Source organism: Enterobacter cloacae complex sp. 2024EL-00227 (assembly GCF_043945315.1).
Taxonomy (GTDB): domain Bacteria; phylum Pseudomonadota; class Gammaproteobacteria; order Enterobacterales; family Enterobacteriaceae; genus Enterobacter; species Enterobacter roggenkampii.
Map to the genome: position 1 here is coordinate 21,227 of NZ_JBIMQP010000005.1, position 18,002 is coordinate 39,228.

The window sequence follows — 18,002 nt, forward strand, 5'->3', positions numbered from 1 at the left end:
ACACCTATCAGGCACCCTTAATAATTACGCAATTAAAACTGAAAATAGCCTTCGGCTGGTAAGAGATAATGGGAAAATACAGAACAGATCAAGACCTGGAGCTACTTCGCTACTCAGACAACGAGATGCTGGAAGTATTGGTTAACTATCTCACCACGGATAAAGACGGGTCGACGCGTTACACTGAGTCCTTAACGGGTGAGAAAGCATTTCAGGATGCAGGTAAAAACTATAAGCAGGTTTGGCAACTCATCGGGGCGGAGCTACAACATTTCGGTGGCGATACCTTTGTTAACCTCTTCCGTGGTAACGGCGTGCTTTATAAAGAAATCCTGACGGACGTATGCAAGAAACTCTCCGTTAAAACCGATTTCTCTGCGGATACTGTCGATATTGAGCAGGCCCTTCTCGCAAAATTATTCACTGACTCCTGGGATAAAATGAATGAGGAAGAGCGCCGCAACATCCGTCGCGAACTCAAAATTGACGGGAATCTTGCTAGTGGTGCGGCACTGACGGCAATCATCACCGCAATCCGTATGGGCGGATTTATGTCCTACCAGGTGGCGATGATCGTAGCGAATGCCGTAGCGAAAGCGGTGCTGGGCAGGGGGTTGGCGCTGGCCGCCAATGCGGGACTGGTACGCGCGATTGGGATTTTTGCCGGTCCGATCGGCATGGCCATTACGGCGTTACTGACTATCCCGGCCATCAGCGGCCCGGCGTTTCGCGTTACGCTGCCTGCCGTGGTGCAAATTGCTGCCATGCGCCAGCAAATGCTAAACAAAGGTGGAGATTTCTTTTGATGAAGGAAACGTTGCTTACTATCGACTGGGTGAATGTGTACAAAGAGGTTCAAAGCGCGCTGGAAACCGGGCACGTCATTATTCGTGATGGGGTAGCGTACTGGCACGCCATGTCCGGTAAAAGCGGGATCGCTCAACACCTTCCGCTAAAAGAGGTGGTGCTGGAAACGGCCTCGATTGGCGACATCAAACAACTTATACAAATGGCACAGACCGTTCAGCTGGCTGCAGTCGGCGTCTCCACGGGGATCATCGTGGGGGCAATGGTGGTACAAACCATGTATTTGTCGAAAAAAATTGATCAACTGCAGCAGAGCATGGATCTGATCTCCGAAGATGTGCACGCGCAGAATGTTATTTTCTACATGGATAAACTGTCCCGCTACTTTGGCGTCGTGGAGTCTGCTCGCGTTATGTTGCTGGATCGCACGCTGGTGGATGAGACGCATGACGTTGCGGCACACCTCATTGTCCGAATGGGCAATGAACGCAACGAGGTTCTCTCGTTTATTGATAACTTGTTCTCCTTTGCCGATAAACTCAGCGACAGGCATTTAGAACAGGTTCTGGATTTCATTACTCTCATGCTCGATCTGGTGCCAAAAGCGATCTACATTGAGAGCCAACTTTGCGATCGCTACGGAAAATTCAGGCTGGCAGAGCACCTGATGCGCGAAAACTCACGCCGCTATGCTGCCACGCTGGAACATTATCGCCAGTGGTGTAATAGCAAAGTTAAGGAGAGCATCAGCGGTCGCGTTGAGCCACAGTCGCTTGCCTTTACCCGTAAGCAGGAAGATTTGCGTCTGTTATTTAAATCGGAAGATAACGCGCTACTGCTCCAGGAGCTGGTTTCCATCGCCCCCCTTCCTCTTAAAGCGTAATCATGATGATGCCTGGAACTTTTTCCAGGTATTCTTCTTATTTCTTGAAGCATATTTTTTTCTGACACATTTTGTCAGTCCCATCCTCTATTTTCTCTTCACTGACCAATATTGGTAGGTCTGCTCGAAACGGTAGGAAATATCATTGGAGTTTTCGACGCTCCTGCCGTTAACCAATATTGCACCAGCAACTTAATTCAAATTTCCTACAGCCCATAATGAGGTAATACATGTCTCTGGGACGAATTCGACCGCAATTTACGCAGGGCCTGGAGAAAGCAGCCGGTGAAGAAAATAAGGCGTTTGCATCAGCGGTTATTCCCCGTTTTACGCTAGAAAACGATGTGGCGCTGACGACGCAGGTCATTGCCCAGCTTGATGAAGCCAGAGCCAAAATTGACCACTTCCATAAAATTTACGTGGAATGGGAATTCGCAGCGGTCGACCCTATGGGGAACGGGATCGTGCTGAATTTTTTTGGCCCACCAGGAACCGGCAAAACCCTGACGGCAGAGGCGCTGGCAGGTTCGCTTAAGCGCAAGATTATGGTTGTCAGTATTGCCGATCTCGAAAGCAAATTTATGGGTGAAACCGCGAAAAATATCGCTGCTCTTTTCCGTCAGGCCACGGAGGAAGAGGCCGTGTTGTTCTTTGATGAAGCAGACACCCTTTTGGGTAAACGTCTCTCATCTGTTACTCAGGGCATTGATAATGAAGTAAACGCGATGCGTTCCACCTTATTGATTGAGCTGGAAAAGCATACCGGTATCGTCATCTTTGCTACCAACTTCGTCAAAAACTACGACAGCGCATTCCTCAGCCGTATCTCTCACCATGTTGGTTTTACGTTACCCGGCAGCCAGGAGCGTTTTCGCATCTGGGAAAAATTGCTCGTGCGCGCTATTCCGCTTGCCGATGCACGGGAAACGATGCTGGAAAGCGCCGTGTCTCTCTCCGAAGGGCTCTCTGGCCGAGATATCCGCAATGCCATGCGCCTGGCGCTACCTAAAGCCGTACTGGAATCAGAACAAAAACTTACGCTTAAGCATCTTGAAAGTGCACTTGCGCAAATTCGTGATGCTTACGACGCGATATCGAACGCGGCCTCTTTCGTTCCACCACACATTAACACAGCAAAAAAAATGCTCGGTTTGAGCTAAGGGTTGAATCATGGGTTTATGGAGTCGTATTTGCTCTGCAGTCTCGTACGTACGAGATGTCGCTTCATCCGTCGTCAGCAAAGCAAAAGAAATTGCCGGAAAAGCGATCGGTTTCATGGCAGAAAAAGCGGAAGGCTTTGTTGGTAAAGTCAGCCAGATGTGGCAACGCATTAAGCCGCATATCGGCACGGGACGTAAAATTCTTCAGATGCTAGGCGGTTTTATCACATTGCCATGGGTAAAGAGCGCGCTGGCAGGGCTGGATCGCGCGCTGGCATGGCTGGAAAAACTTGATAAACAGCCGCTGGTAAAAAAGCTGCAGAAAGCCCTGGAGTGGGTCATTAACTGGTGTAAAAACGCCCACCAGAAACAAATGGAGGAGCAGGAGCTTGAAGAGGCTCGCCATCATGCTCAGGCTATGGCTGAAGCGGGAGGTGAGTTGAGTGGTGAGGAGAAAGAGGCTGTGTCGGCTTTCGCACTGGTGAACAGCTATCTTATCGCAAAAGCAGAAGTGGATATCGCCGTGAAGCGAGATACGCTGCAGGACTTCGAGTATTTCCTGCGCCTGCGTGCAGTGCAAAAGCTGCTCGCCTTCTATGAAACCCGTATGCAGGCCGTGAAGTCCATCAGTGATGTCGATGCGGATATGCACTTTATGGTTTATGCCGCGAACGCGCTGATCCAGCAGGAGGCAGAGTTTAGCGATGCCGATACTCTGCGTCTGGATAACCTCACTCAGAGACTATTCGGCAAGCCGATTATCCCGTTTGTCTTCGAAGAGATGATTATTGCATGGGAGAAAAGCCGTCAGCTTCTGGAAGAGGAGTGGGAGAAGAAAAACAGCGCGCTTTCGAAAGATCGTTTGCTGCATAACCGTCTGGTGCGCGCGCTAAAATACGAAGAACTTGAACCGGGTGAAGTGGGCGTGCTGAACGATCTTAAAATCACCCTGCCGCGTGATACGGCCGATCTGGAACAACTAGGCGACGATCTACTGGCGCGCCATAGCTACGTCAACGCGGCGGAAGGCTTTCTGCAGATGCTCGAAAAAGAAGAACAGCAGCTGATTGCGGAAGGCAAAGCGTATCTGCTCGATCAGGGGGCGATTGTGGGTGCACTGCTGATCGACTGCTCGCAAAACGATCGTGCCTGGTCTTCTCTTTCCCAGCAGGAACAGAGCTTAATTACCGATTTCGCCAACATCTTTGCTGCCGATTGCCAGAAACGTACTGAAGCGGGTCTGCTCGTCGAGGTGGTTGCATGAATCTGCTGACTGAAATTGGCCACTTTTTGATCCCAGGCTTTGATGCGCTGCAGATGGGCTTTTTCGGCGTAATGCTGCTGGCAGTAATCTACACCTGGCTCTCCGTCAGGCGCAATGCGCAGGAAGCGCGCTGGCAGCATGCCTGGGAGCAAAGTGGATTACAGGCTGCTCAGCCGGGGGTGAGTGCAGAAATGGGATCGGCCGCTGAGCTGAGCCAATCACTGGCGACCAAAGCTGAGAAAATAGCCGCCATTATGCCGGGTATGCTGTTGATCCTTGGTCTGTTGGGAACCTTTCTTGGGCTGGGGCTGGCGCTCGATAAAGCTTCCGGCATTTTGCATAACGCGGGAAACAGCATTGGTGCAATGGACTCCTCCATGCGCGACCTGATGGAGATGATGCAGGGCCTGGGCACGAAATTCAAAACCTCAACCTGGGGGATTATTGCCTTTATCGCCCTCAAAATCTGGGAGTCGAAAAATGGCTATGAAGAGCGCCGTCTCAACTGGTGTATGGCCAAACTGCAGCACTCCCTGACCGAAGAATATGCCCTGCAGGCGGAGGAAAATGCTTCCAGGCAGCAGCAGCGTGAAGCTGGACGTAACGCGGCTACCGAGCGTCTGGTGGAGGCGATGGCGCTGCAAACTGTCGCGTTGCGCGAGGAGTTCAGTCAGCAGGCAAAACGCAGTGAAGAGCAGGAAGCGCAGCGTCATCAATACCATCTGGCGGCGTTAAAAGAGATCGCAGATATTAATAATCAGTCGCGCAATCTGCTGGAAACTTACACCCGTAAAAGTGAAGAGAACCTGGTAGCACTGCAGCAGGCGGCGACTACTATGAGTGATGCTTCGCAGCAAGTCTCTGGCTCGGCGATGAGCCTGGAAAAAGTGGTTACCGCGCTGGGTGCCGAACTTAGTGAGGTCATGACCGGCATTAAGCAAGAGCTGTCGCAGGTAGTGAATGAGATGAATGCCGACTTCACTCGCAACGTGCAGCAGATGAGCGATAAGCTGGCGGAGTCTACTCATCAGCTCAGTACGACAATGGGCCAGATAGAAACCTCCCTTAACGGTGCTATCGCCAGCATGGATGCGTCTTTCCGCGGCAACATGACGCAGATGGCCAACCAGCTGGAATCCGCCACTTCGCAGATCAGCGAGTCGGTTAACAACATGTCTTCGCAGATCGATTCAACCATGACCACGGTGAAAGAGAGAACCGAAGCCGCGGCGAAAATTCAACGTCAGGCGATGGATGAATTCTCCGAAACCAGCCTGACGCTGAATGAACAAGTCACCTCTATGACAAACTATATTCAGCGCGTCACGAAGGAGATCGCTCTCGGTCTGGCCGCCGTTTCCGAAGGCAACCGTAAGATGGAGCACTACATCACGCGCTTTAACGAGGCCTTCGATCAGCTTGGTGCATTGCCGGAAACCGTTAAGCAGATCACCACTCAGGTGTCTGCATTGTGCACCCGCATCGATAAGTTGCTCCCGGCTCAACAGCTTGTCGCCGAACGTGTTGAGGTCTGATATTGCCGATGAAAGATAAACCGAATGAGTGGATTTCTATTTCCGATCTAATGGCAGGGGTCATGGCCGTGGTGATGCTGATGCTGGTGTTATCGGTACTGCAAAACAAAGTGGCTGACGTAAAACGCGAGCAGGAGAAAAACAGCGGCCAGGCAGCCGCTCAACAGAAACTGAATGCCATGATGCACAGCATGCAGCAGGAGATGGTGGATCAGGGAGATGCTGCGCTGGTGGGGTTTGATATAGCCAGCGGAAAAATTACGCTGCGGGATAAAATCTTCGCCCGCGGTAGTGCCTGTATCACCGATCAGGCAAGAGATGCACTTGCTCGTCTGGCACCACGGATTCAGGCGTTCGTGAGCGGTTCGACGAACACTCAGGTTTTTGTTGAGGGGCATACGGATAACATCAGCGTGAATAACCCTGTGGTCGATTACACCAGGTTCTGTACCGTGTATGACGATAACTACACGCTCTCGGCTGCCAGAGCCCGTGAAGCACGTAAATTGTTAATTGCGAACCTCAACGATCAGCAATCGCATCGTGTGATTGTGGCCGGTTTTGGCGACTCTCAGCCGCTAAAAGGGATTTCACCCAGCGATGAGCGTAATCGCCGCGTTGAGGTGCAGTTCCTGACGCACGCGCCGTCACGTCAGGAGCAGGGCAGCGCTCTGTAACTCAGCGGCTGGTTGAGTAATGGCATCTAAACCAGCCCGCTATAGGGACTTACTGAACCGTTGGAGAGGACTGGGGTGAGGGCATCAGGCCGCACTAGCCCTCCTCCATCGCAATCACAATCGCTTCACCCATCTTCTTCAACGCCTCGCGATTTTTCTCCGTTGGCGGCAGCGCCACGTTGATCCGCAGGCAGTTGCGGTACTTCCCGGAGGCGGAAAACAGCGACCCGGCCGCGGCCTGGATTTTCAGCCGGCACAGCTGCTTGCTGACGCACACCATATCCACATTTTCCGGCAGCTCCACCCACAGCAGGAAGCTGCCCTGCGGGCGCGTGACGCAAATCTCTGCCGGAAAATACTGCCGCACCCAGCAGGTGTAGGTTTCCATATTCTGCTGATAAATCTGGCGCATACGGCGCACGTGGCGATGGTAATGGCCGTCGCGGATAAACGCCGCCACCGCCATCTGCGTGCCCGGCACGTTAAACCCGCCCGCGGCGTATTTCATGTGCATCACCCGGTCGTAGTAGCGTCCCGGCACAATCCAGCCGACGCGCAGCCCCGGCGCCACGGTTTTGGTAAACGAGCTGCAGAGGATCACGCGGCCGTCGATATCCATGGAATGAATGGTGCGCGGGCGCGGGTACTCCGCCGCCAGCTCGCCGTAAATATCATCCTCGACAATCACGATATCGTGCCGCTGGGCGAGGGCCAGCACCTGCTTTTTCCGCGCCTCCGGCATGATAAACCCGAGCGGGTTATTGCAGTTGGGCACCAGGATCACCGCCTTGATTGGCCACTGCTCCATTGCCAGCTCTAGCGCTTCGATGCTGATCCCGGTTTCAGAGTCGGTGGGAATTTCAATCGCCTTGATGTCAAACCCGCGCAGCATCTGCATGGTGCCGTGAAACGACGGCGATTCCACCGCCACGATATCCCCGGGTTTGCATACCGACAGCAGGGCAATCGACAGCGCGCCGTGGCAGCCGTTGGTGATCACAATGTCGCTTGCCGAGACGGTGGAGCCGCCGTCCAGCATCAGACGGGCGATCTGCTCGCGCAGCTCCAGGCGCCCGTCAAGCACGTCATAGCTCAGCATCTCGCTGGGGTTATGCTGCGCGATGCGGCTCATCTCGCGCCACAGGGGCTTCAGGCTCGGCTGGTTAATGTCCGGCGAACCGCCGCCAAAGGAGATCATCTCTTTGTCGGCGCGGGCGTCCAGCAGCATCATCACCTCATCCCACTGGGTAACGTCCACCGGGCGCTGCACCGGGCGCGTCATTGCCGGGACGGGCGGCTGGGCCTTGCGCGGCGAGACAAAATAGCCGGAGCGCGGCTGAGGCGTGATCAGCTGGAGGTTTTCGAGGATCTGGTAGGCCTGCTGTATGGTGCTGATGCTCACGCCGTGCTCCTGACTCAGCGTGCGCACCGACGGCAGACGTTCGCCGCTGCGATACAGCCCTTGTTCAATGCGTTCTGCCAGAAGGTTGGCGAGATGTTGATAGCGCGTCATGCTGTATCCTCTGTTTTCACCATACAGATTATAAAACCAGTACAGATTGCTGCGAAAATTGCCATGCAGATACTGTTTTAGCGGATCTGTATGTTAAACAAAAGTTGTTTTTGCATCTGTATTGCACAGGCCGATTTCCGGGATGATAACCCCACTGACACAGTGAGGAGAGCATCATGGAATTCTACGAGAATCGTTCAAAACGTCCGTTTATTGTGTTTGTCTGGATCGCAAAAACGCTGCGTAGCTGGTATCGCATCAACCGCACCCGCCGCATCCTGAGCCAGATGAGCGACGAGCAGCTCAAGGACGTTGGGTTATCGCGATATGATGTGTGAGCCTTATCATCGCCCGGTGGCGCTACGCTTACCGGGCCTACGGGATCGAGTAGGCCGGGTAAGGCGAAGCCGCCACCCGGCGATGTTTAGCGCAACAGCGCAAGCGTCTGCCGCTTCGGCCTTTCCAGCAAATCCAGCGCCTCCTGATACGAACGCACGTTGTTATAGCCCATCACCAGCCCGTAGCGTTTGCCCGACCCGCGATACCACTCCGAGAGCGCGTTGACCTGCAGCTGCTGTTCCTGCCAGCAGCGCGCGATTTCCCGGTCACGGCTTCCTTTGGTCAGGAACGCCACGATATGCATCCCGCCGTCGTTTTGCTCGGTGAAAAACAGATCGCCATATACCTCCTGCAGGGCGGCAATCATCCAGTCGCGGCGGGTCTGATACAGCGCGCGCATCTTTTTCAGGTGACGGAAAAAATGCCCTTCGTTGAGAAACGCGGTGAGGATCTTTTGCGTCAGCACCGGCTGGCCGCTGGTGGTGATGTCCGCGCAGTCGGTAAAGGCCCCGACGGTGCTGGCGGGCATCACCACGTAGCCCATGCGCAGCGACGGCATAATGGTTTTACTGAAGGAGCCCATAAAAATCACCCGGTCGTGCTGGTCGAGGCTTTTCAGCGACGGCAGCACCTTGCGCGTATAGTGAAACTCTCCGTCGTAATCGTCTTCAATAATCCACGCCTCGTTCTGGCTGGCCCAGTCGAGCAGCTGCTGTTTACGCGGCAGCGAGAGCGTGACCGCCAGCGGGCTCTGGTGTGACGGGGTGACGATGGCAAAACGGGCGCCGCGATGGTGGCGGAGCAGGTAGTCCGTGTCGATGCCGCAGCGATCGACCGGCACCGTGTGCAGGCGCGGCACGATCCGCTTCAGCAGCTGCTGGCCCATAAAATAACCCGGATCCTCAAACACCACCTTGTCGCTGCGGCTGGCGAGGGTGTCGAGGATCAGCCGCAGGCTGCCGCTGTAGCCGCTGGTGATCAGCACCTGCTCGGCGGTGCAGGAGAGCCCGCGCGAGATGTTGAGGTAGCTGGCGATGGCCTGGCGCAGCGGATACCAGCCCAGCACCGGCGGGTTGAGCATCTCCTCCTGACGCATGGCCCGCGTCGCCTGGCCCGCCAGCAGCAGCCACTTTTTATACGGGAAGCTGTCGAGGGCGGGGATGCCGGGGCGCAGAAACCCCGCCCGCTCGCGCTGGCTGATGAGCGAGGCCGGAAGCGTACCGGTGGGCTGCTCCGCCGGGGCATGCTTGTCCGGCAGCAGGAGGTCCGGGTTAACCCGCGTGCCGCGCGCCCCCTGGCTCACCAGATACCCTTCACCCGTCAGAATGGCATACGCCGTTTCGACGGTTTTACGCGCCACCTTCAGCTCTTCCGCCAGCACGCGGATGGCAGGTACCCTGTCGCCCGGCTTCAGCACGCCGCGCATAATGTTGTCGCGATAGCGGGAATAAATCTCGTGATAGCCCGGCTTCATGTCCTACCTCGTTTCACGATTTTTGTATCTTTTTACTATGTCATGAACGGCGTAGATTTGCCTCATCGCATGACACATGCCGCACAAAAAGAGGAAAGACCATGAGCACTCGCGTTAACCACCATAAAGCTACACCTGCCCTCGCCAACGCGCTGTCTGCCCTGAGCATGGAGGTGGCAAAAACCTCCATCGATCCGGCGCTGAAGCACCTGATCGACATTCGCGTGTCGCAGCTGAACGGCTGTACGTTCTGTCTGGATATGCACTCAAAAGAGGCGAAAATCGCTGGCGAGCGCGAGCTGCGCCTGTACCATCTGGCGGCCTGGCGCGAGTCCCCGCTGTTTAGCGCCCGCGAAAAAGCGGCGCTGGCCTTCACCGAAGCGCTGACCCAAATTGGCGTACACGGCGTGAGCGACGCCCTCTACCGCAGCGTGGCGGAACACTTCTCGGACGTGGAGATTTCAGAGCTGAACTTTGCCATCGTGGCGATCAACGCCTGGAACCGCCTGGGGATCACCTCCCGCATGGCGCCCGGCTCGCTGGACGCGGCTTACGGGCTGAATAAGGCTAACCTGGAATAATCCCGCGCTCGCGGATCATCGCCACCAGCGCCCGCAGTCCCGGCGGGACGTGGCGATGGCCCGGGTAGTACAGGCGCAGCCCGGCAAACGGCTGCGCCCAGTCGTTTAAGACGCTCACCAGCTCCCCGCTTTTCAGCTCGTCCTGAATATAGAGTTCCGGTAAAAATCCCACCCCTAACCCCGCTTTTACGGCGCGGATCGAGGCAAAAAGATCGGACGTCGCAAAGCGCGGCGGCACGGCAAGCGCGTACGTTTCACCCCGACGGGCCAGCTCCCAGCGGTAGATCCCGCCGTGGGCCATACGCATGCCGATCCCCTGGTGTGAAAGCAGATCGTCCGGCGTCTCGGGTATGCCGTGACGGGCGAAATAGTCCGGCGTGGCGGTGACGAGCTGGCGGATCTCACCGGTCAGCGGCACGGCGATCATGTCCTGCGGGACGGACTCTTCGAGACGGATCCCCGCGTCATAGCCTTCGGCGACGATGTCGATCATCCTCGCTTCGCTCACCGTTTCCACGCGCATTTTCGGGTAGCGGATCATGAAGTCGATCAGCAGCTGGTCCAGAAACAGCGTGCCGATATGGTTCGGCACGTTGAGGCGCAGCGTTCCGGCGGGTTCCCCGGTGTCGCTGTGGATCGCCTCCCCGGCGAGACGGATCTCCTGCAGCGCCGGGCCAATGCGCGCCACGTAGCGCTGCCCGGCGTCGGTGAGCGCCACGCTGCGGGTCGTGCGGTTGAAAAGACGCGTCTCGAGGCGGCTCTCCAGCCCGGCGATGGCGTTACTGACCGCCGTGGCGGACATGCCCAGCTCCTGGGCGGCACCGCGAAAACTGCCGCGTCGTACCACCGCCATCACCACTTCCAGCTCTGTCAGACCTGAACGATGCATAGATTATCCTGAAAATCGAAACAACCCTTGCAGCATAGCGTGGATTATCGCAACGGAGAAGCCGTGACAGACTGGTCTCACGCAGCCTGAGGAGGTTTATATGCACACTATCGAACAGATCTTTATTAACGGCGAATTTGTTACCCCGCACGGTACCGAGCGGTTTGATTTGTACAACCCGGCGACGGCGCAGGTTATGGGTCAGGTTCGCCTGGCGGATGAGGTTGACGCTGAACGCGCTATCGCGGCGGCAAAAGCGGCGTTTCCGGCATGGTCTCAGACCACAAAGCAGGAACGCATCGCCGCGCTGAAGCGCATGCACGCCGCCGTGGCCGCCCGTCACGACGATCTGCTGGAAGCGGTCATTGAAGAGTACGGCGCGCCCGCCTCGCGCTCGGCATGGATGGCAAGCTATCCGGCAGAGGTGATTGCTCAGGCCATCGAGGCGCTTGAGGCGTTTGAGTTTGTCAACTCCGCAGGTGCCGCAACGGTGCAGATGACGCCGCTCGGCGTGGCCGGGCTGATTACGCCGTGGAACAGCGATGCGGGGTTTATCTGCGGCAAACTGGCGGCCGCGCTGGCGGCGGGCTGCACGGCGGTCATCAAGCCGAGCGAAATGAGCGCCCTGCAAACGCAGATTGTCACCGAAGCGCTGCGCGACGCCGCGCTGCCGCCGGGCGTGTTTAACATCGTCACCGGACGCGGCGAGACGGTGGGCGAAACCCTCAGCCGCCATCCGGACGTCTCGAAAATCTCGTTCACCGGTTCCACGAATACCGGCAAGGCGATCCTGCGCAACGCGGCGGAAAGCTTTAAGCGCGTCACGCTGGAGTTGGGCGGTAAATCGCCGACGATCCTGCTGGATGATGTAGATCTCGCGCAGGCGATCCCGCTGGTGATCCAGGCCGGGTTTATGAACAGCGGGCAGGCGTGCGTGGCCGGAACGCGCATTCTGGTGCCTCACTCGCGCAAGGCGGAGATCGAAACCGCGCTGGCGCAGGCCGTGGTGGCGGTGAAATCCGGCGACCCGCGCAGCAGCGCGACAGACGTCGGCCCGATGGTCAGCGAAAAGCAGTGGCTGAGGGTGCAGGGCTATATCCGCAAAGGAATCGAAGAAGGGGCGCGCCTGCTGGCGGGCGGCGAAGGGCGACCGGACGGCACCCGGGACGGCTGGTTCGTGCGTCCGACGCTGTTTGCCGACGTGAACAATCGGATGACCATTGCCCGCGACGAGATTTTCGGCCCGGTGCTGTGCGTCATCCCTTATCAGGACGAGGCGGAGGCGATCGCCATTGCCAACGATACCGAGTACGGCCTGAGCGCGATGGTGCTGGGCGCCGATGTGGACCGCGCGCGACGCGTGGCACAGCAGATTGTTTCCGGTCGCGTGCTGGTGAACACCCTGGCTCATGAACCGAAAGCGCCATTTGGTGGCTTCAAACACTCCGGCGTGGGGCGCGAGATGGGCGAGTGGGGAATTCGGGCGTTTATGGAGCCGAGGTCGATGGTGGGCTAAAACCCGCCCGGTGGCGCTGCGCTTACCGGGCCTACATGAGCCGTAGGCCGGATAAGCGCAGCGCCATCCGGCACAACGCTTCGCTCTTTGCCGAAGCATTGTGCTTTTCCCTCCTGCATTCTCTCCCCAACATCACAACGGAGAGAAAACCATGATCGCAGTTCTTTTCGAAGCCAAAGCCGAGCCTGCCCATCAGGCGCGCTATCTTCAGCTTGCCGCAGAGCTTAAGCCGCTGCTGGCGGACATCGACGGCTTTATTGATATCGAACGGTTCCAGAGCCTGACCACCGACGGCAAAATCCTCTCCCTTTCCTGGTGGCGGGATGAAGAGGCCGTCCGCCGCTGGAAGCAGAACGTCTTTCATCAGGCGGCGCAGGCCGAAGGGCGGGCGTCGATTTTTTCTTTCTACCGTATTCGGGTGGCGCAGCTGGTGCGGGAATACAGTTCCGAAACCGGAGGGCACGCGGCGTGTCTATCCTGACTCAGTACAGCGACCATGCGAATCACCTTATTCTGCTGACGGATGATGATAAGCTGGCCGCAGAGATCACCGAACCCTGGGCGGCCCATGCTTAAGACGAGTTTACCCCCCGATAACAGCGCGATGCTGGAAAAGGCGATTGCCGCGGTGGCGGCTGCCATGGCCGATCCGTCGCGCGTGAAGATGCTCTGTGCGCTAATGGACGGGCGGGCGTGGACGGCCACCGAACTGAGCGCGGCGGCAGATGTCGCACCGTCGACCGCCAGCGGGCATCTCGCCCGGCTGGTTGAAGGACAGCTAATTACCTGCCTGTCGCAAGGGCGGCATCGCTATTATCGTCTTGCCGGGCACGACGTGGCGGCGCTGGTGGAACAGATGATGGGGCTTTCGTGGAGCCGCATTACCCCGCCGGAAACCAGCGCGCCGAAAGCCATGCGTGAAGCCCGGACCTGCTACGACCATCTCGCAGGCGCCGTGGCGGTGCAGATCTATGATTTCATGCAGGCGGAAGGCTGGCTGGAGGCTGACGGTTCAGCGATGACACTCTATGGCCGGGAGCAGTTCCTGGCGCTCGGTATTCCGTTAAGCGCGCATCCGCGCCGGAAGGCCTGCTGCGCCTGCCTGGACTGGAGCGAGCGACGGTTTCACCTGGGCGGAGAAGCCGGTGCGTTGTTGCTCGACCATCTGGAAAGTAAAGGCTGGATCCAGCGGGTGGCGGGGTATCGGGAGGTGGTGGTGACGGCGTCGGGGAAGGCCGCTGTAAAAAGACTTTTTAGCCGCTAAAAACCCCCGGTGGCGCTGCGCTTACCGGGCCTACGTGTACATCGCCTCCAGTAACACCTTTCGCAATTCCTGCGCTTTAACTTCTCGTTTCTTGATAGTTACCCTGATAACTATTATCTTGACCGCGTGTGACGAGAGGTTCCCCATGAGTGAAGAAGAACTGTTCTGCCGCAGGCCGATGGGCATGCGGATGGCGATGATTGTGCGCCAGTGGCGTGCCGTCATCGACGACGCCATTCTCGATACCGGGTTAACCCAGTCGAGCTGGACGGTGATGATGCAGCTTCATCAGCTCGGGGATAACGTCTCAATGAGTGAGCTTGCGGAGGTGCAGGGCATTGAACTGCCGCCGCTGATGCGCACCCTCACACAGCTGGAAAAACAGGGTTACCTGCTGCGCACCACATCGCCTTATGACAAGCGCATCCGGCTTCTGACGCTGACGCCTGAGGGAAAAGCCATATTAAAAAGGCTCACTCAGGTGATTGAGACGTATCAGACGCGCGTATCGCAAAACATCGCGCCGGAACATCTCGACATTTTCAGCGCCACGTTGAATCAAATCGCCTGCAATTTGCGGACAATCCGCTAAGAAGATAACAAGACCGAAAAATAATGACCCCTGAACAAAAGTTTGCCCGCTGGGTAAGGGTGAGTATTGCCTCTTTCCTGCTGATGTTTGTCTACTTTATCGTCGCGGATATCTGGATCCCGCTGACGCCGGACTCCACCGTGATGCGCGTGGTGACGCCGGTGTCTCCGCGCGTCTCCGGCTACGTGGCGGCGGTACATGTCCATAACAACAGCCAGGTGAAGAGAGGCGATCTGCTGTTTGAACTAGACGACACGCCGTTTCGCAATAAGGTAGAAGCGGCGCAAATCGCGCTCGAGCAGGCTCGCCTGTCTAACGAACAGCTGGATGCGCAGATCGCTGCCGCGCAGGCCAGCCTGAAAACCGCCGTGCTGACCGCGCGTAACGACAAAGTGACCTTTGATCGCTACCAGAAGCTGAGCACCCTGCAGAACGTCTCGCAGGCGGATCTGGATAAGGTTCGCACCACCTGGCAGAGCAGCGAGCAGTCCGTCAGCACGATTCAGGCCAACATCCGCAACCTGCGCATCCAGCGTGGTGAGCGCGAAGAACACCGCAACGTGACGCTGCAAAAATACCGCAACGCGCTGGATGACGCTGAGCTGAACCTCGGCTGGACGAAGGTCTACGCCCAGGCGGACGGCACGGTCAGTAACCTGCAGCTGAGCCCGGGCTTCTACGCTTCATCCGGTTCGGCCGCGCTGGCGCTGGTAAACAACCAGACCGATATCGTGGCCGATTTCCGTGAGAAGAGCCTGCGCCATACCCATCAGGGCACCGATGCGGCCGTGGTGTTTGACGCCTTCCCGGGACACGTTTTCCGCGCCCACGTCACCAGCAGCGACGCGGGGATCCTCGCAGGTCAGGAGGCCGTTAATGGCCAGCTCTCCGAGCCGGAAACCTCTAACCGCTGGGTACGCGATGCCCAGCGCATGCGCATTCACGTCTCGCTGGACGAGCCGCTGCCGAAGCATCTGCCGACCGGCGCCCGCGCGACCGTGCAGCTCTACAACAGCGAAGGGCCGTTTGCGCGCTTCTTCTCCGGGATGCAGATCCACCTGGTGAGCCTGCTTCACTATGTCTATTAGCACCCTGGCGCGGGTGTTTACCCCGCACGGCAATATCGTCTATACGGCAAACGACTTTCGCCAGACCCTGCGCATCGTCTTTGCCGGGATGATTGCGCTGAGCATTTCGAGCTTCTACAACACCCGCTACGGCGTGTTTTTCGTGGTCTACCCGATCATGCTGCTGTCGCTGGTGCCGGTGTTTAACCGCCACGTGGCGAAGCAGTTTATCTTCAGCGCATCGCTCAACTGCGTCGAAATGGTAATTATCATCGGCTATCTGTCGCAATGGCCGGCGATCATGACGCTGGTGGTCTTCGCCCTCTACGTGATGCGTTTTCGCTTTATGAGTAAAGGGCCGCTGTTTTTGTTCGGTTCGATGGGCGTGGTGTGCCAGAGCGTGATGCTCAACTTTATGAGCTACCCCACCACCAACTGGCATACGCTTTTGTTCTCGAACATCGAAGCCAGCGTGATGGCGGTGTGCCTGAGCGCGCTGATGAACTATCTCTTGCCGGACGTGGAGCCCCGCAAGCCGCCGCCGCTGATCGAGAAAGACGACGCCCGCGTGCGCCACGAGTCGCTGCTCTCCGGCACCGTCGCGACGCTGATTTTCGTGGTGTTTCAGATCAGCGACTTAAGCGATTCGCTCTCGGCGCTGATGGCAGGGATTCTGATCCTGTTCCCGATGCACTATCGCGGCGCGGTGATGAGCTCCATCTGGCGCGTGGTCGGCGTGGTGCTGGGCTGCCTCTATATTCTGGTGGTGCAGCTGATCCTCTACGATCACAGCAGCCATATGCTGTTGATGATGCCGCTGATCGGCCTTGGGCTGGCGTTTGGCGCGCGGCTGCACGTAATGGAGAAGGTCGGGGCGGGCGTGGGGTTCTCCAGCATCACCACCATCGGCATTATGTTCGGGCAGAACATGCACCCGGACACTGACCTGGTGTTCAGCGATCTGTACCGCATCACCTCCGTTACCTTTTCGCTGGTGGCGACGCTGACGATGGTCTTTCTGATGCACCTGATCCTCAACCGCTTCGAGGCGACGCGCTACGTCATCGCGCCGCCCAAAGTAGATTAATGTCCCAGCACGGCAGGCAGCTGCGAGAGTAAAAACAGGATCAGGCCAATCGTCCCGCCCACCAGCGTACCGTTGACGCGGATGAACTGCAGATCTTTACCAATGTTCAGTTCAATCTGGCGGGACATGTCTTTGGCGTCCCAGCTTTTGACCGTGTCGCTGATGTGGCGCGTCAGGAACGCCGCGAAATCCGGCGCCACGCGATGCGCGGCCTGCTCCAGATGCTCGTTCAGCGACGCCCGGAGGCTGGCGTCGTTAGACAGCGTTTCGCCAAACCACAGCCCGGCGTTGGCGATGCGCTGCTTCACGCGCGAGTCCTCGCTCTGCATATCCGCCTTCAGCCACTGGCGCAGGTCGGCCCACATCTCCCCCAGATAGCGGTTAAACGCTTCGTCATTTTTCAGGTAGTGCTTAATGTTGTCGGTTTTTGCCGCCATCTCCGGATCGTTTTTCAGGTTGTCGATAAGCTTCAGCGTGGCGCGGTCAAACGCCTGGCGGATCTGGTGCGTGCGGTCGTGGCTGATATCGTCCAGCAGCGTGTTGACCGCGTTCGATACCATCTCCGCACTCTGATCGCCCAGCCACTCGGTGGGCAGCACCATCGCCTTGCGCGGGTGTTCGGTCTTCAGCCAGTGGACAATCTGGTCGGCAATAAAGTCCCGCGTGCTTTCCCGCTGAATCAGGGTAATCAACCGGTTGATGATGGCGTCCAGCAGCACCTGGTGGCGGTTGTTTTTGGTCATGCTCTCCAGCATCACGGCGCTGGTTTCGGTGAAGTCGACCTTGTCGATGGCCTTATGTACCGCGCGTTTGAGCAGGCGCTGAATGCGCCCGTCGTCGGTCAGCTCGAGAAAACCGCTCATCACCTGCATCAGATGCAGCCCGACGCGCTGGGCGTTGTCGGGCTTGCTGAACCAGGCGCCAATCATCTGTGCGGGCTCATAGCGGCGGATCAACGCCACCAGCGACTGGGTATCCAGAAACTTCTCCTGCACGAACTGGCCGAGATTGTCGCCAATCCGGTCTTTATTGCGCGGGATGATCGCCGTATGGCGGGAGATAAAGGGAATCGGCACCCGGCGGAAAAGCGCGACCACCGCAAACCAGTCCGCCAGCGCGCCGACCATCGCCGCCTCGGCAATGGCCTTGACGCCGCGCACCCAGAAGGTCTGCGGCAGGAACAGGGTGGTGATAAAGGCCGCGGCGGCAACCAGCAGCAGCGACAGCGCCAGCAGCTTGGCGCGTTTGAGTTCAGCTATTTTTTCCATGGGTTAAGGATAGAGGGAAGCGGGGGGAAAGTGCAAAGCAGGGAACGTTATGTCATTCCCGCTTCTGGAACCTGCCTTCCGGAATT

Annotated in this window: 18 protein-coding genes and 1 pseudogene; 15 read left to right on the forward strand and 4 right to left on the reverse strand. The window is 57.4% G+C overall.

The window, feature by feature from the left end; translation table 11 throughout:
- Window positions 1–68: 68 nt before the first annotated feature.
- The 6 genes from ACHH0Z_RS10580 to ACHH0Z_RS10605 all read left to right on the forward strand — a co-directional run bounded on the left by ACHH0Z_RS10580 (window position 69) and on the right by ACHH0Z_RS10605 (window position 6,326).
- The gene (locus tag ACHH0Z_RS10580) at window positions 69–806 is read left to right on the forward strand and encodes a DUF3944 domain-containing protein (RefSeq protein ID WP_008501340.1); all 738 of its coding nucleotides are present in this window, start codon (window positions 69–71) and stop codon (window positions 804–806) included.
- Entirely contained in the window at window positions 806–1,690 is an 885-nt protein-coding gene (locus ACHH0Z_RS10585; RefSeq protein WP_045409333.1) for a hypothetical protein, read from the forward strand. The genes ACHH0Z_RS10580 and ACHH0Z_RS10585 overlap by 1 nt, the downstream gene beginning before the upstream one ends.
- A 230-nt stretch (window positions 1,691–1,920) precedes the next feature.
- Entirely contained in the window at window positions 1,921–2,850 is a 930-nt protein-coding gene (locus ACHH0Z_RS10590; RefSeq protein WP_008501338.1) for an ATP-binding protein, read from the forward strand.
- Between the two features lie 10 nt (window positions 2,851–2,860).
- Window positions 2,861–4,114 carry a hypothetical protein gene (locus tag ACHH0Z_RS10595; RefSeq protein ID WP_045409336.1) on the forward strand — a complete coding sequence of 418 codons (1,254 nt, stop codon included), beginning with the start codon at window positions 2,861–2,863 and terminating at the stop codon, window positions 4,112–4,114.
- On the forward strand, window positions 4,111–5,649 hold the full coding sequence (locus ACHH0Z_RS10600; RefSeq protein WP_008501336.1) for a hypothetical protein: 1,539 nt from the start codon (window positions 4,111–4,113) through the stop codon (window positions 5,647–5,649). The genes ACHH0Z_RS10595 and ACHH0Z_RS10600 overlap by 4 nt, the downstream gene beginning before the upstream one ends.
- 8 nt (window positions 5,650–5,657) lie before the next feature.
- Window positions 5,658–6,326, forward strand: a complete 669-nt coding sequence (locus tag ACHH0Z_RS10605) for an OmpA family protein (protein WP_023617165.1) — start codon at window positions 5,658–5,660, stop codon at window positions 6,324–6,326.
- A 94-nt stretch (window positions 6,327–6,420) separates the two neighbouring features.
- Here ACHH0Z_RS10605 and ACHH0Z_RS10610 read toward each other — a convergent pair whose 3' ends face one another.
- Window positions 6,421–7,839 (reverse strand): PLP-dependent aminotransferase family protein, encoded by a 1,419-nt coding sequence (locus ACHH0Z_RS10610; protein ID WP_045409339.1) that lies wholly within the window; start codon window positions 7,837–7,839, stop codon window positions 6,421–6,423.
- Window positions 7,840–8,015: 176 nt separating this feature from the next.
- Between ACHH0Z_RS10610 and ACHH0Z_RS10615 the strand changes: the two genes are divergently transcribed.
- Window positions 8,016–8,177 (forward strand): DUF1127 domain-containing protein, encoded by a 162-nt coding sequence (locus ACHH0Z_RS10615; RefSeq protein WP_032675878.1) that lies wholly within the window; start codon window positions 8,016–8,018, stop codon window positions 8,175–8,177.
- A gap of 86 nt (window positions 8,178–8,263) precedes the next feature.
- Here the strand turns inward: ACHH0Z_RS10615 and ACHH0Z_RS10620 are convergent, their stop codons facing one another.
- The gene (locus tag ACHH0Z_RS10620; RefSeq protein ID WP_045409341.1) at window positions 8,264–9,652 is read right to left on the reverse strand and encodes a PLP-dependent aminotransferase family protein; all 1,389 of its coding nucleotides are present in this window, start codon (window positions 9,650–9,652) and stop codon (window positions 8,264–8,266) included.
- 101 nt (window positions 9,653–9,753) lie between these two features.
- On the opposite strand from ACHH0Z_RS10620, the gene ACHH0Z_RS10625 reads away from it, so the two are divergent.
- The gene (locus ACHH0Z_RS10625; protein WP_008501331.1) at window positions 9,754–10,233 is read left to right on the forward strand and encodes a carboxymuconolactone decarboxylase family protein; all 480 of its coding nucleotides are present in this window, start codon (window positions 9,754–9,756) and stop codon (window positions 10,231–10,233) included.
- Here the strand turns inward: ACHH0Z_RS10625 and ACHH0Z_RS10630 are convergent.
- Window positions 10,220–11,122 (reverse strand): LysR family transcriptional regulator, encoded by a 903-nt coding sequence (locus ACHH0Z_RS10630; protein ID WP_008501330.1) that lies wholly within the window; start codon window positions 11,120–11,122, stop codon window positions 10,220–10,222. The genes ACHH0Z_RS10625 and ACHH0Z_RS10630 overlap by 14 nt on opposite strands.
- Before the next feature lie 100 nt (window positions 11,123–11,222).
- Here ACHH0Z_RS10630 and ACHH0Z_RS10635 point away from each other — a divergent pair, with 100 nt between their 5' ends.
- The 7 genes and pseudogenes from ACHH0Z_RS10635 (at window position 11,223) to ACHH0Z_RS10665 (ending at window position 16,648) form a co-directional block, all read left to right on the forward strand.
- Window positions 11,223–12,638 (forward strand): aldehyde dehydrogenase family protein, encoded by a 1,416-nt coding sequence (locus ACHH0Z_RS10635; RefSeq protein WP_045409343.1) that lies wholly within the window; start codon window positions 11,223–11,225, stop codon window positions 12,636–12,638.
- A gap of 151 nt (window positions 12,639–12,789) precedes the next feature.
- Window positions 12,790–13,119, forward strand: coding sequence for an antibiotic biosynthesis monooxygenase (locus ACHH0Z_RS10640; protein WP_023345375.1), 330 nt, complete (start codon window positions 12,790–12,792; stop codon window positions 13,117–13,119).
- Window positions 13,098–13,214 (forward strand): annotated as a pseudogene (locus ACHH0Z_RS10645) (amino acid-binding protein); the annotation flags it as partial. The gene ACHH0Z_RS10640 and the pseudogene ACHH0Z_RS10645, both read left to right, overlap by 22 nt.
- Entirely contained in the window at window positions 13,207–13,902 is a 696-nt protein-coding gene (locus ACHH0Z_RS10650; RefSeq protein ID WP_045409346.1) for a helix-turn-helix transcriptional regulator, read from the forward strand. The pseudogene ACHH0Z_RS10645 and the gene ACHH0Z_RS10650, both read left to right, overlap by 8 nt.
- 145 nt (window positions 13,903–14,047) lie before the next feature.
- A complete protein-coding gene (locus ACHH0Z_RS10655; protein ID WP_045409347.1) occupies window positions 14,048–14,494 on the forward strand; it encodes a MarR family winged helix-turn-helix transcriptional regulator in 447 nt (148 codons plus the stop codon).
- Window positions 14,495–14,514: 20 nt separating this feature from the next.
- Window positions 14,515–15,582, forward strand: coding sequence for an HlyD family secretion protein (locus ACHH0Z_RS10660; protein WP_100245850.1), 1,068 nt, complete (start codon window positions 14,515–14,517; stop codon window positions 15,580–15,582).
- A complete protein-coding gene (locus tag ACHH0Z_RS10665; RefSeq protein ID WP_032655052.1) occupies window positions 15,572–16,648 on the forward strand; it encodes a DUF2955 domain-containing protein in 1,077 nt (358 codons plus the stop codon). The genes ACHH0Z_RS10660 and ACHH0Z_RS10665 overlap by 11 nt, the downstream gene beginning before the upstream one ends.
- Here ACHH0Z_RS10665 and ACHH0Z_RS10670 read toward each other — a convergent pair.
- A complete protein-coding gene (locus ACHH0Z_RS10670; RefSeq protein ID WP_045409352.1) occupies window positions 16,645–17,916 on the reverse strand; it encodes a DUF445 domain-containing protein in 1,272 nt (423 codons plus the stop codon). The two genes, ACHH0Z_RS10665 and ACHH0Z_RS10670, sit on opposite strands and share 4 nt — an antisense overlap.
- Window positions 17,917–18,002: the final 86 nt, after the last annotated feature.

Excerpts from the sequence above, each read along its gene's own strand:
- ACHH0Z_RS10615 (WP_032675878.1), top strand. The coding sequence starts at position 8,016 with ATGGAATTCTACGAGAATCGTTCAAAACGTCCGTTTATTGTGTTTGTC.
- ACHH0Z_RS10595 (WP_045409336.1), top strand. The coding sequence starts at position 2,861 with ATGGGTTTATGGAGTCGTATTTGCTCTGCAGTCTCGTACGTACGAGAT.
- ACHH0Z_RS10635 (WP_045409343.1), top strand. The coding sequence starts at position 11,223 with ATGCACACTATCGAACAGATCTTTATTAACGGCGAATTTGTTACCCCG.
- ACHH0Z_RS10605 (WP_023617165.1), top strand. The coding sequence starts at position 5,658 with ATGAAAGATAAACCGAATGAGTGGATTTCTATTTCCGATCTAATGGCA.
- ACHH0Z_RS10670 (WP_045409352.1), bottom strand. The coding sequence starts at position 17,916 with ATGGAAAAAATAGCTGAACTCAAACGCGCCAAGCTGCTGGCGCTGTCG.
- ACHH0Z_RS10585 (WP_045409333.1), top strand. The coding sequence starts at position 806 with ATGAAGGAAACGTTGCTTACTATCGACTGGGTGAATGTGTACAAAGAG.
- ACHH0Z_RS10625 (WP_008501331.1), top strand. The coding sequence starts at position 9,754 with ATGAGCACTCGCGTTAACCACCATAAAGCTACACCTGCCCTCGCCAAC.
- ACHH0Z_RS10600 (WP_008501336.1), top strand. The coding sequence starts at position 4,111 with ATGAATCTGCTGACTGAAATTGGCCACTTTTTGATCCCAGGCTTTGAT.
- ACHH0Z_RS10580 (WP_008501340.1), top strand. The coding sequence starts at position 69 with ATGGGAAAATACAGAACAGATCAAGACCTGGAGCTACTTCGCTACTCA.
- ACHH0Z_RS10640 (WP_023345375.1), top strand. The coding sequence starts at position 12,790 with ATGATCGCAGTTCTTTTCGAAGCCAAAGCCGAGCCTGCCCATCAGGCG.
- ACHH0Z_RS10655 (WP_045409347.1), top strand. The coding sequence starts at position 14,048 with ATGAGTGAAGAAGAACTGTTCTGCCGCAGGCCGATGGGCATGCGGATG.
- ACHH0Z_RS10610 (WP_045409339.1), bottom strand. The coding sequence starts at position 7,839 with ATGACGCGCTATCAACATCTCGCCAACCTTCTGGCAGAACGCATTGAA.
- ACHH0Z_RS10665 (WP_032655052.1), top strand. The coding sequence starts at position 15,572 with ATGTCTATTAGCACCCTGGCGCGGGTGTTTACCCCGCACGGCAATATC.
- ACHH0Z_RS10620 (WP_045409341.1), bottom strand. The coding sequence starts at position 9,652 with ATGAAGCCGGGCTATCACGAGATTTATTCCCGCTATCGCGACAACATT.
- ACHH0Z_RS10630 (WP_008501330.1), bottom strand. The coding sequence starts at position 11,122 with ATGCATCGTTCAGGTCTGACAGAGCTGGAAGTGGTGATGGCGGTGGTA.
- ACHH0Z_RS10590 (WP_008501338.1), top strand. The coding sequence starts at position 1,921 with ATGTCTCTGGGACGAATTCGACCGCAATTTACGCAGGGCCTGGAGAAA.
- ACHH0Z_RS10650 (WP_045409346.1), top strand. The coding sequence starts at position 13,207 with ATGCTTAAGACGAGTTTACCCCCCGATAACAGCGCGATGCTGGAAAAG.